This window comes from Streptomyces sp. NPDC018019, assembly GCF_044327805.1.
In the GTDB taxonomy this organism is placed as follows: Bacteria; Actinomycetota; Actinomycetes; order Streptomycetales; family Streptomycetaceae; genus Streptomyces.
In genome coordinates, this window is record NZ_JBIRGD010000030.1 from 39,411 (window position 1) to 51,474 (window position 12,064).

A 12,064-nucleotide genomic window follows, 5' to 3' on the forward strand; every position below is an offset into this window, starting at 1 on the left:
GCGTGCCGGGCCGGTCGCGGACCAAGGTAGTTTTGGGGTCCCGCAGCGCTATGAAAAGAGGATTGGGGTGCCCGTGCCTGACGTCTCCGTAGTCGTGATCGTCTACAACGACGCCGACCGGCTACCGACGGCCGTCCGGTCCGTACTGGACCAGACGCTCCACGGAGTCGAAGTTCTGATCGTCGACGACTGCAGCACGGACAGATCCTTCGAGGTGGCCCAGCAGCTCGCCGCCGCCCACCCGGACCGGGTCCGGGCGCTCCGGCTGCCGGAGAACAGCGGCGGCTGCGGCGCGCCCCGCAACCACGGCGTCCAGCACGCGGCCGGCGCGTACGTGATGTTCCTGGACAGCGACGACGTGCTGGAGCCGAACGCCTGCCGCAACATGCTGGAGGCGGCCGAGCGCACCGGCGCCGACCTGGTCTCCGGCATGTGCGTACGGGTCAACGTCGACTCGCGGAACCAGAAGCAGACCGAGTGGTACCCCTGGCTGTACTCCCGCACCCGCACCATCGAGTCCGTCTCCGAGCTGCCCGACCTGCTGGTCTTCGACACGCTCTCGACGAACAAGTGCTACCGGCGCGAGTTCCTCCTGGAGGCCGGGCTGGTCTTCCCGGTCGGCATCCACTACGAGGACCTGCTCTTCTCCGCCCAGGCGTACGTGGCGGCCAAGCGGATCACGCTGATCCCCAACCACGTCTACTTCTGGAACGTCTTCGAGAAGGCCGCCACGAAGTCGATCAGCAACCGGCGCCACGAGATCGCCAACTTCGCACACCGCATGGAGATCCACCGCCGGGTGGACGAGCTGCTGGAGCGCGAGGGCCTGGCCGAACTGAAGTTCCACAAGGACGTCAAGTTCCTCAAGCACGACCTCGTGCTGCATCTGCGTGATCTTCCCCTGCTGGACGAGGACTACCGCCGCGAGTTCGCCGCGATGGCCAACGGCTACCTCGCCGGCATCTCCCCCGAGGCGTACGAGCGGGTCCAGCCCATCCAGGCGATCTGCGCCTACCTCCTGGCCAAGGAGGACTGGCACAACCTGATGCCCGCGGTGGACACCCTCATCAACCGCGACAAGCTCTCCTCCCCGCTCGCCGAGCGCGACGGCCGCGTCTACTGGTGCGCCGAACACCTCGACGACCCCGAGGGCCGCCGGGTGCTGGACGTCACCGACGCCGGCTACCACACCCGCTCGGTCGGCAAGCTGTTCCTGCGCAACCAGCTCACCTCCTACGAGGACGACGGGCGCGGCACGGTCAGGCTGGCCGGCACGGTCGTCAACCCGCTCGGCAAGGTCACCCCCGGCACCCCGCTGCGCGGCCGGCTGGAGCTCAAGGCCCGCCGCAAGAGCCTCCAGGCGTTCTCCTTCCCGCTGACCTCGCTGCGCATCGCGGCCGACGGCCTGCACTGGGACGCCGAACTGGACCTGGTCCGCCGGCTGCGCCCGCTCGGCGTCATCGACGCCGTCTGGGACGTCCGGCTGATCCTGGACGTGGACGGCGTCACCACCCGCACCCGCCTGACCGTCGGCGGCGTCGACCTGGACCGCGCCCACGCGCTGCGGGTCCGCCCCCGGCTCACCCGGCTGGTCTCCGACCGCGTCGAGCCCGCCACCTCCAAGCGCGGCCACCTCACCTTCGTCCTGGACGCCCAGGGCAAGGCGGCCCGGCGCACCAACGAGGTGCTGCGGCAGGCGCTGCGCAGCCCCGCCGCCGACCTCGCCAAGAGCGGCGTGCGCAAGGCCCGCAAGGCCAAGCGCGACCTGAACTCCGGCGAGACCAAGCTGCGCGTCTACCACGAGGTGTTCAGCAAGCTGCCGGTCCACAAGGGCCTGGTCGTCTTCGAGAGCCACCTCGGCAAGCAGTACAGCGACAGCCCCCGCGCCATCTACGAGGAGATGCGCCGCCAGGGCATCGACTTCGAGGCGGTGTGGGCCTATGACGGCAAGAAGCCGGACGGCTTCCCCAAGGACGCCACCCTCGTCAAGCGCTGGAGCTGGCCGTACCTGCGCGCCCTCGCCCAGGCCGAGTTCTGGATCGACAACCAGGGCTTCCCGCTGCGGCTGGTCAAGCGCCCGGAGACCACCTACATCCAGACCTGGCACGGCTCCGCGCTCAAGCGCATGGGCTTCGACGAGCCGCGCATGAAGCTCAAGACCCGGGCCGCCAAGGAAGACTTCCAGAAGATCCTGGACCGCTTCGACCACTTCCTGGTCCGCTCCGAGCACGACGTACGGACCCTGGCGCGCGCCTTCCACCTGCGCGACGAGGTGCTGCTGCGCAGCGGCTACCCGCGCAACGACGCGCTGGTCGCCACCCGCCTCGCCGAGGAGGCGAGCGGGGTGCGCGAGCGCGGCCCGCTCGCCGAGGAGCTGGGCATCCCCGCGGACAAGACCGTGCTGCTGTACGCGCCGACCTTCCGCGCCAACCCCAACGGCTCGGTCCGCGGCTTCGAGCTCCCCTTCGACGTGGACGAGTTCGCCGAGCGCTTCGGCGACCGGTACGTGCTGCTGATGCGCTCGCACTACCTGAACAACGTGGTGCTGCCGCCGTCCGTACGCGGCAAGGTCATCGACGTCACCGGGCACCACGACATCACCCCGCTGCTCCAGCTGGCCGACGCGATGATCACGGACTACTCCTCCGTGATGTTCGACTACGCCCTGCTGGACCGGCCGATGCTGTTCTTCGCGTACGACTACGACGAGTACGCCAACGAGGCGCGCGGCACCTACTTCGACCTCAAGGAGAAGGCGCCCGGGCCGGTGCTGGGCACGGCCGACGAGCTGTTCGAGGCGATCGACGGCCTGAAGGCGGCGGACGACGGGCACCGCGAGGCCCGGCGCCGCTTCACCGCCGAGTTCGGCGAGTACGACCGGGGCGACGCGGCCCGCGCGATCGTCGAGCGGTTCTTCGGCGGCGCGCCCGCCGGCACCACGGACCGCGGCACCGGGCGGGGCGGCGCCCTGCCCGGACCCACCGTCATCAGCGGCTCCGCGCCGAGCGGCGCTTCCGTGAAGGGGGAGGCCCGATGACCGGGCGCGACATCTTCTTCGTCTCCAACAACGTCGACGAGATGGGCGGGGTGACCACCTGGTCGCACCAGATGGCCCGGCTCTTCGCCGAGCGCGGCCACCGCGTGCACGTCATCGGCGTCGTACCGGCGCCGGAGGAACTCCGTGCCGACCTCGGCGGCGACCTGCCGTACACGACCACGACCCTGTACGACGCGCACCCGCCCAAGGCCGTCCCGGCCGCCCGCGGCATCAAGGGGCGCCTGAACATCGCCGAGCAGCGCCGCCGGGCCGCCCGCCAGGCCGGCATGGAGGAGCAGGCGGCCAAGCTCAGCGCGCTGTTCCGGGCCGCGCGCCCGGGCGCCATGGTCATCGTCACGCAGGTGTGGGCCATGGAGTGGGTGGCGCTCGCCGACACCGCGGGGCTGCCGGTGATCGGCATGACCCACGAGTCCTTCGACGCGTGCCGCAAGTCCTCGCGCTTCGGCCGGGTCAAGAAGTACTACAAGGACGTGGACCGGCTGCTCGCCCTCACCCGCGAGGACGCCGACCTGTGGATCCGGCAGGGCATGGACAACGCGGACTTCATGCCCAACCCGCTGCCGGTGACGCCCGAGGTGCCCTCCGACCGCACCGCCAAGGTCGTCGCCAGCATCGGCCGGCTCTCCGACGAGAAGGGCGTCGACCTGCTCATCGACACCTGGGCCACGGTCGCGCCGGACCACCCCGACTGGACGCTGCGGATCTACGGCTCCGGTGAGGACGAGGAGATCCTGAAGAAGCAGGCCGACACGCTGGGGCTCGCGGACTCCGTGGAGTTCATGGGCCGGACCGACGACGTGGCCGGCGCGCTGCGCGGCGCCTCCGTCTTCGCCCAGTCCTCCCGGGCCGAGGGCTTCCCGCTCTCCCTCATGGAGGCGATGGCCAGCGGCGTGCCGTGCGCGGCGTTCGACTGCGCCCCCGGCGTCCACGAGATCATCCGGGACGGCGAGGACGGGCTGCTGGCCGTGGTCGGCAACACCACCGAACTGGCCCGGCACATCGACGCGCTGATCTCCGACAAGGAACTGCGCGACCGGCTCGGCACGGCGGCGCGGGAGAACGTGCAGCGCTACTCGACCGACCGCATCGTCAAGCGCTGGGAGGACCTCTTCGCCCTGCTGGAGCGCTGAGGCCCGCCGGACCGGCCCCGCCCGCGCGCGGGGCCGGTCCGTACCGGACGACGGAAGAGGCAGACCGTGGCACCAGACCGTCCGCCCGCTCCCGACGGCCAGGGGCCCGACCCGGTCGTCTCGGTCGTCGTGCCGGTGCACAACACCCGGTGCTACCTCGAACGGTGCCTGGGCTCCGTCTTCGCCCAGAGCCTCGGACCGGACGCGGTCGAGGTGATCGCCGTGGACGACGGGTCCGACGACGGCAGCGGCGCCTGGCTGGACGAGGCGGCCCGTACGCACCCCAACCTGACGGTGCTCCACCAGCCGCCCTCCGGCGGCCCCGGCCGGCCCCGCAACGTGGGCATGGACCGCGCCCGCGGCCGCTACCTCTTCTTCCTCGACTCCGACGACCACCTCGGCACCGAGGCGCTGGAACGGCTGGCCGGCATGGCCGACACCCACGGCTCGGACCTCGTCTACGGGCGCATAGTCGGCGCCGGCGGGCGCGGCGCCCCCGTCGACCTGCACACCACCAGCCCCCGCGTCACGCCCTACGACTCGCCCGTCTACTGGACGCTGGCCGCCTACAAGCTCTTCCGCCGCGCCTACGTCCAGGAGCGCGGGCTGCGCTTCGTGGAGGGCCGGCTGCGGGCCGAGGACCTGCCCTTCGGCATCAAGGCCCTGCTCGGCGCGGACACCGTCTCCGTCCTGGGCGACTACGACTGCTACTACCTCCAGGGCCGCGACGACGACAGCAACGCCACCCGCCAGGACCTCGACTGGGTCGAGCACCTCGGCTACATCGGCACCGTGCTGGCCGAGGTCGCGGAGCTGGTGCCACCGGGGCCCGGCCGCGACACGCTCATGGTCCGTCACTTCCACGGCGAGATCCTCGCCCAGTTCGCCGAGCCGTACCTCGCCCGGGACGCCGCCGGCCGCCGCGCCATGGCCCGGGCCGCCCGCCCGCTGGTGGACGCCTACCTCACCGACCGGGTGCTGGCCGCCCTCCCGCCCCGGCTGCGGCTGCGCGCGCACTTCCTGCGCGCGGGGCGGGTGCCGGAGCTGACCGAGATCGTGCGCGCGGACACCGAGCGCGGCCTCGGGCCGCCGCTGGCCGGTGAGGACGGTCGGGAGTACGCCGCGTACCCGTACTTCCGCGACCCGGAGCGCGGCGTTCCGGACGCGTACTACGAGCTGCCGGCCGACCGGCCCGCACCGGACGGGGCCGGGGCGAGCGACCGGCCCTGAAACGCCGTACGCCCCCGGCCGGGCCGGGGGCGTACGCAGCGGCTGCCGGGGCTCAGACGGTGCCGGGGCGGTGGTGCTGCCAGCCCTGCCAGGCCGACGTGATCATGTCGCGCACGTCGTGGCGGGCCTTCCAGCCCAGCTCGTCGGCGATGCGGTCGGCGGCGGCGACGACCCGGGCCGGGTCGCCGGGGCGGCGCGGGGTGACCTCCGCGACGGCGTCCGGGTGCCCGGTGATCTCGTTGATCAGGTCGATCATCTCCCGGACGGAGACGCCCTCGCCGCGGCCGATGTTCAGCGTCAGGTCGCGCACCGGGCCGGGCTCGGCCAGCTTGCGGGCGGCGGCCAGGTGGGCGTCCGCGAGGTCCGCGACGTGGATGTAGTCGCGGATGCAGGTGCCGTCCGGCGTCGGGTAGTCGTCACCGAAGATCCGCGGCGCCGCGCCCTCGGTGAGCTTCTCGAAGACCATCGGCACGATGTTGAAGACGCCGGTGTCGGCCAGCTCGGGGGTGGCGGTGCCGGCCACGTTGAAGTAGCGCAGGCACGCGGTGTTGATGCCGTGCGCCTTGCCCGCGGCGCGCGCCATCCACTCGCCGACCAGCTTCGTCTCGCCGTACGGGTTGATCGGCGAGCAGGGGGTGTCCTCGGTGACCAGGTCCACGTCCGGCATGCCGTAGACGGCCGCGGAGGAGGAGAAGACGAACTGGCCGACGCCGCCCGCCGCCATGGCCTCCAGCAGCGTCTGGAGGCCGTGCACGTTCTCGCGGTAGTAGTGCAGCGGCATCTCGACGGACTCGCCGACCTGCTTCTTCGCGGCCAGGTGCACGACACCGGTGACGCCGTGCTCGGAGATGGTCCGGTCCAGCAGCCCGCGGTCGAGGGTGGAACCCACCACCATCGGGACGCCCTCGGGAATCCGGGCGGCCACGCCCGTGGAGAGGTCGTCGAGCACCACGACCCGCTCGCCCGCCTGCGTCATGGCCCGTACGACGTGGGCGCCGATGTAGCCGGCGCCGCCCGTGATCAAGTAAGACATCTCGCCATCCTAAGGTGGTCGTTCCTCATGGGTGGGACAGGGACGGGCGCCGGTGGGCGCCGTCCCGGGGGCCGTACGGCGGTTTCCGGCGCGCTGACCGGGGCCCTCGCCGGACCGCCGCCGCGCCGGGACCGGGAGCCCCGGCCGGTCCGCTGTGATGTGTCTAACGGCCGCTCACGCCTTGCGGCCCAGCTTGCGGGACGCGATGTGCCAGGCCGCGCGCACTCCGGACGCCAGGCGCAGGGCCAGTGCGCCGCCGGTGGTCGCGTACGGCTGCACCAGCAGCAGGCCGTGCCGGCCGCTGGGCAGCGCGTGCCGGCGCAGCCCGGGCCCGGTGGCGTGCAGCGCGCCCTCCAGGACGGAGCCGTCCGCGCAGCGCACTCGGGCGGTCAGGTCCCACGGCACCGGGGCCGCGGCGTTCCGGTCGCCGCGCTCGATCAGGGGGCCGAGGTCGAGGGCCGTCTCGGCCGCCCAGGTGGTCCCGGACGGGTCCGGGGCGAGCGAGGCGGTGTGCACGGGCCCGGGGCGGCCGTCCGCCCGGCGGCGCAGCTCCACGTCGATGCCGACCGGACCGGCCGCCGCCACCCGCCCGTACAGGTCGTGCACGCGCAGCCGCAGCAGGCAGCGGGTGCCCAGGACCGGTTCGGCGTCGATGGTCACCGGCAGGTCCCCGGCGGGCAGTTCCGCCAGGCCGTCCAGCTCGACCCCGGCCAGCTCGTCCGACCACACGGGCCGCTCGCCGTCGCGCGCGTACGGCGGCAGCAGCCGGCCGGGGCGGGCGGCGAGCTGGGTCAGCCGGACCAGGTCCACCGGCGCCTCGGAGGCCAGCAGCACCCGGGCGAGCCAGCGGCCCGGCGCGGTGGCGGCGAGCAGCTCGCTCTCCTCGAAACCGGCCAGGTACGCCCGGGTCAGCCGCCACCACTCCCGCCGGTAGTCCGCGCCGCGGGTGTGCAGCTCCCGCACGTACATCCGCAGGTCGTGGTCGAGGAACTTGGTGCGGGCCGCGTGGGCGAGCCCCTTGTGCCCGGCGTCGGCCAGGATGCGCACGCTGGTGCGGTGCGCCTCGATACGGGCTTCCCAGTTGGCCACGTCGCGGCGGTCCAGCGAGATCGACTGTTTGGCGGCGGAGCGCCGGACGTGCCAGATGTAGACCTGGTCGGGGACGACCGCGATGCCCGGGGCGGCGGCCAGCACCCGGGAGGTGAAGACGAAGTCCTCGTAGGTGAAGCGGCCGTCGGGGAAGACGATGCCGTGGTCGAGCAGGAAGGCGCGGTCGTAGAGCTTGTTGACGCACAGGGTGTCGCCGACCAGCTCCGGGTGGCCGGCGGGCGGGGTGTGCACGGCGGGCTCGCGGTAGAGGCCGGGCTGCCAGGGCACCTCGCGCGGGCCGGGCAGCTCGCGGCGTACGCACAGGCCGGCCGTCACCGGGGTGCCGTGGCGCAGCGCGGCGGCCAGCAGCGCGTCGACGGCGCCTTCGGGCAGCACGTCGTCGCTGTCCAGGAACATCACGAAGCGGCCGGTGGCCGCCCGCAGCCCGTCGTTGCGGGGGGTGCCGCAGCCGCCGCTGTTGTCGGTGCGGTGGATCACCCGCAGCCGCCCGTGCTCGCGCGCGAGGTCGTCCAGGACCCGCGCCGTACGGTCGGTGGAGGCGTCGTCGACCGCGATCACCTCGGCGACCGCGTCCCCTTGGGCGAGTGCGGAGCGCACCGCCTCGCCGACCAGCGCCGCGTCGTTGTAGGCGATGACGACGACGCTGACCTGCGCGGGCGGGGTGACGGCAGGCCCCGGCGGCGGCTCGTGGGCTTCATTCACAGTCACTGCTTCTACATTTCGTGTCGGTGTGTCGGCGCCGGCGGGCCCCGGGGCCTCCGTCCCCGTCGGTGCGGAGTCCGGAAGCCGGGACGACGATTGCGTGCGCGCCCCTGCTCGGGGTCATCTTGCCGTTCCCGGACCGGTGGCCGGGCGCGGACCCCCGCTACCGGCCTTCCGCGCGGCGCCGGACGCGGTGCGGGGCGGCCCGTCGGATCGATGCGCCGGGCACCGGAGGATACGGCTCTGCGCTGAACGGGTGACAGGCCCGATCGACACTCCGTAGCCGGATGGATACGCTCTGCGTCCGGTCGTCGCGTCAGCGTTCCGCGCGCCCCGATCTTGGGAGGGCCATGCCCCGGTTCAGCGTCATCGTCCCCGCCCGCAACGTCCAGGGCTACCTGCGCGCCTGCCTGGACTCCGTACTGGAGCAGGACCACCGGGACGTGGAACTGATCGCCGTCGACGACTGCTCGACGGACACCACCGGCGCGATCATCGACGAGTACGCCCGCCGCGACCCGCGGCCGGCCCCCCTGCACCTGCGCCGCCCGAGCGGCGCGGGCCCGGCCCGCAACGCCGGCGCCGCCCTCGCCACCGGCGACTACCTGCTCTTCCTCGACGGCGACGACACCCTGGCCCCCGGCGCGCTGACCGCCGTCGACGCCCGGCTGCGGGCCTGCGGCGAACCGGACGTCCTGCTGTGGGACCACGAACGGACGGACGTGTGGGAGCGGCGGCGGCCCAGCCCCGACGGGGTCCTCCTGGAGACGGCGGGCGACCCGGTCTTCGACGCCGCGGGACGGCCCGCGGTGCTCGGCGTGGCGCCTGCCGCGTGGAACCGCGCGGTGCGCCGCGACCACTGGACCGGCCGCTCACTCGCCTTCGCCGACGGGCCGTACGAGGACATCCCGTACGCGTACGAGAGCCTGCTGACCGCCCGGCGCGTCGCGGTGCTGGACCGCGTCTGCGTCACCTGGCGCGAGCGGCGGAAGGGCAGCGTGGCCACCACCCCGGGGCGGCACCACCTCGTCGCCGTCGAGCGCTACGAGGAGTTGTTCGCCCGGCTCGACGAGCTGCTGCCGGGGGAGGAGGGCGGCCAGGAGGAGACGGGCGGCGGCCGGCTGCCGCTGCTGACCGTTCTGCACGCCCGCATGACCGAACGGCTGCTGGCGATCCTCGACGACCCCGACCGCGTCCTGCCCGGCGACCGCGCCGCCTTCTTCCGCGCCGCGAGCCGCTGCATCCGCCGGCACCGCCCGGCCGGCGCGCCGCTGCCGGCCGGACTGCGCTCGTACCACGCGTACCGGTCCCTGCACGGCGCCCGGGACCTGCGGCGGGAGCTGGCCAAGGAGCTGCGGGACCGCGGCGGGGCCGCCGCCCGCACGGCCTGCCGGCACTACTACGGCCTGCGGCGGCACGCCGCGCTCGACCCCGACCTGGTGCTGTACGGCGCGGGCGGCAACCGCGCGGTCTCCGGCGACCCGCTCGCGATCGACCGCAAGGCCTGCGAGATCGCGCCTCAGCTGCACGGCGTCTGGGCCGTCCACGAGGACTCCCGGGACGCCGTCCCGGCGGGCGCGGACCACGTCACGATCGGCTCGCGCCGCTACTGGGAGCTGCTGGCCCGCGCCACGTACCTGGTCACCGACGGCGACTTCCCCGGCGCCGCCCGGCGGCCGGGGCAGCTCTGCCTCCGGACCGGGCCCGGCACGCCGCTGAAGACGACGGGTCTGGACACCGGCCGCCACCCGGCCGCCGCGGCCGGGCCGGGCCCCGGCCGGATCCTGGAACACGCCGACCGGTGGGACTACTGCCTGTCCGCCAACCAGTACTCCAGCGAGATCTGGGAGCGCGCCCACCCCAGCGCGTACGAGACGCTGGCCACCGGATTCCCGCGCAACGACCGCTACTTCACCGCCACCGCCGCCGAGGTGCGCGCGGTGCGGGCCGCCCTCGGCGTGCGGACCGGCGCGACCGCCGTCCTGTACGCGCCCACCCACCGCGATCCCGCGGACGGCGCTGCCCTGCCGCTGGACGTGGCCCGCCTGGCCGCGGCGCTCGGCCCGCGCTTCCAGCTCCTGATCCGCGCCCATCCGTCCGACCGCGCACGCCACGAGGCGGCCCGCGCGTGGCCGGCCGCCCTCCAGGACGAGGGCGCGGTCCTGGACGTCTCCGGGCATCCGCACATCGAGGACCTGTGCCTGGCCGCCGACGCGCTGCTGTGCGACTTCTCCTCGGTCATGTTCGACTACGCCGACCTGGACCGGCCGATCGTCGTGCACACCGCCGGGTGGGACGCCCTCCGGCTCACCCGCGGCGTCTACGTCGACCTGCTGTCCGGACGGCCCGGCGACACCCCGGGCGTGCTCGCGCAGGACGAGGCGGACATCGCCGGGGCCTTCCACTCCGGGCGCTGGGACGGCCCGGCGGCGGCGTCGCTGCGGGCCGCCTTCCGGGAGCGCTTCTGCCAGTACGACGACGGGCTGGCCGCGGAGCGGGTGGTGCGCCGGGTGCTGCTCGGCGAGGACGACCTGCTGCCGCCGGTGCCGCCCGGCGAACGCCGGACCGCGCCGTCGCCCCGGACCGCCGAACGGGCGCTCGCCCGGAGGAACGGCGCCACCCGCACGCTCACGGGGCCCGGCGCCGTCGTCGGGTGAGCGCTCAGCGGGCCGCCGAGCGGCGGCGGGCGGCGACGACGGCCTTGGTGATGAACGGCGGCAGCACGTTCACCGCGAGGCGGCGGGCCGGGCTGCGGCGCGCGCGGGCGGCCGGACGGGCGGCGGGACGGGGCGCGGCGGAGCGGACGGTCCGCGGTCCGGAGGCGGTGGTGGCGGCGGGCGCCGCCGGGCCGTCGCCGCGCGAGGCCGCCGTACGGTGGCGGGAGACCGGGTGCGCGGGCTCCTTGGCGCCCTTGGCGCTCAGCCGGATCAGCGGCGCGCCGTTGACCTCCTGCACCTCGTGCCACATCCCGTCCCGGCCGGTCAGCCAGGCCAGCAGCGCGGCCTGTACGGGCGCCGGGTCGCCCCACGTGCCGTAGAACTTGGTCGGCGTGATGCAGACCGGGCGCAGCGCCTGGCCGGTGACCGCCTGCCAGGTGGCGGCGGCCACCCCCGGGCAGTGCTCGGCGCGGAAGTCGTCCAGGACGACGATGCCCTGCGGGGTGAGCAGCTTGCGCACCGTGACGATGTCGCCGTGCACGTGCGCGTACAGGTGCGAGGCGTCGATGTGCGCGAAGCGGCAGCTGCCCGGCTCGACGTGGCCGGCGACGGCCGAGCTCAGGCCCTGCACGATCTCGGGCAGCTCGTCGTGGAAGGACAGGTAGTTCGCCTCGAAGGCGCGGCGGGTCAAGGTGGCGTAGGACTTCGCCATCTCCTGGGAGTTGGGGGCGTCCTCGGCGGGCGAGTCGAACAGGTCGCAGACCGTGAAGCGGTCGCCGGGGCGCAGCCGTGCGCCCATGAAGATGGCGCTCTTGCCCAGGTACGCGCCCAGTTCGAGCAGGTCGCCCGGTTCGGCCCGCTCCTCCTGGCGGGCCAGGAACCAGTCGAAGAGCAGCTGGTCGGCGGTGAAGAACCAGCCCTTCACGTCGGACAGCCGCTCGGGGCGCGGGAGTTCTCCGTCACTGAGGTCTGCGGTGCGGGCAGTCATGCGCGGTCCGTCTCCAGACGGTCGAGGGGCGTCGGCGTGCCCGTCATCGTGGGGCAGCAACGTGAACGGCACGTGGCGTACGGCACAGCGTTCCCTTACGCCACGGCGCCCGTTCGCGTACGCCGCCGGACCCGCCGCGTACGCCGCCGGACCCGC

Annotated in this window: 7 protein-coding genes; 4 read left to right on the plus strand and 3 right to left on the minus strand. The window is 73.9% G+C overall.

The genetic code is table 11. The annotated features are described in order from the left end of the window. Window positions 1-67: 67 nt before the first annotated feature. The 3 genes from ACH4FX_RS35195 to ACH4FX_RS35205 all read left to right on the plus strand — a co-directional run bounded on the left by ACH4FX_RS35195 (window position 68) and on the right by ACH4FX_RS35205 (window position 5,418). Window positions 68-3,037, plus strand: coding sequence for a CDP-glycerol glycerophosphotransferase family protein (locus ACH4FX_RS35195; RefSeq protein WP_398485525.1), 2,970 nt, complete (start codon window positions 68-70; stop codon window positions 3,035-3,037). Beyond that, on the plus strand, window positions 3,034-4,188 hold the full coding sequence (locus ACH4FX_RS35200; protein ID WP_398485526.1) for a glycosyltransferase family 4 protein: 1,155 nt from the start codon (window positions 3,034-3,036) through the stop codon (window positions 4,186-4,188). The genes ACH4FX_RS35195 and ACH4FX_RS35200 overlap by 4 nt, the downstream gene beginning before the upstream one ends. Before the next feature lie 66 nt (window positions 4,189-4,254). Then, a complete protein-coding gene (locus ACH4FX_RS35205; RefSeq protein WP_398485527.1) occupies window positions 4,255-5,418 on the plus strand; it encodes a glycosyltransferase family 2 protein in 1,164 nt (387 codons plus the stop codon). Window positions 5,419-5,470: 52 nt separating this feature from the next. Here ACH4FX_RS35205 and galE read toward each other — a convergent pair whose 3' ends face one another. Continuing rightward, window positions 5,471-6,451, minus strand: coding sequence for a UDP-glucose 4-epimerase GalE (galE, locus tag ACH4FX_RS35210; protein WP_398485528.1), 981 nt, complete (start codon window positions 6,449-6,451; stop codon window positions 5,471-5,473). A 174-nt stretch (window positions 6,452-6,625) separates the two neighbouring features. Then, a complete protein-coding gene (locus ACH4FX_RS35215) occupies window positions 6,626-8,263 on the minus strand; it encodes a glycosyltransferase family 2 protein (RefSeq protein WP_398485583.1) in 1,638 nt (545 codons plus the stop codon). A gap of 350 nt (window positions 8,264-8,613) precedes the next feature. Between ACH4FX_RS35215 and ACH4FX_RS35220 the strand changes: the two genes are divergently transcribed. Beyond that, on the plus strand, window positions 8,614-10,920 hold the full coding sequence (locus ACH4FX_RS35220; RefSeq protein WP_398485529.1) for a CDP-glycerol glycerophosphotransferase family protein: 2,307 nt from the start codon (window positions 8,614-8,616) through the stop codon (window positions 10,918-10,920). A 4-nt stretch (window positions 10,921-10,924) separates the two neighbouring features. On the opposite strand, the gene ACH4FX_RS35225 is transcribed toward ACH4FX_RS35220, so the two are convergent. Further along, window positions 10,925-11,908 (minus strand): class I SAM-dependent methyltransferase, encoded by a 984-nt coding sequence (locus tag ACH4FX_RS35225; protein WP_398485530.1) that lies wholly within the window; start codon window positions 11,906-11,908, stop codon window positions 10,925-10,927. Window positions 11,909-12,064: the final 156 nt, after the last annotated feature.

What these genes read in the sequence shown, in the direction of transcription:
- ACH4FX_RS35225 (WP_398485530.1), bottom strand. Translation starts at nt 11,908, where the DNA reads ATGACTGCCCGCACCGCAGACCTCAGTGACGGAGAACTCCCGCGCCCC.
- galE (WP_398485528.1), bottom strand. Translation starts at nt 6,451, where the DNA reads ATGTCTTACTTGATCACGGGCGGCGCCGGCTACATCGGCGCCCACGTC.
- ACH4FX_RS35220 (WP_398485529.1), top strand. Translation starts at nt 8,614, where the DNA reads ATGCCCCGGTTCAGCGTCATCGTCCCCGCCCGCAACGTCCAGGGCTAC.
- ACH4FX_RS35200 (WP_398485526.1), top strand. Translation starts at nt 3,034, where the DNA reads ATGACCGGGCGCGACATCTTCTTCGTCTCCAACAACGTCGACGAGATG.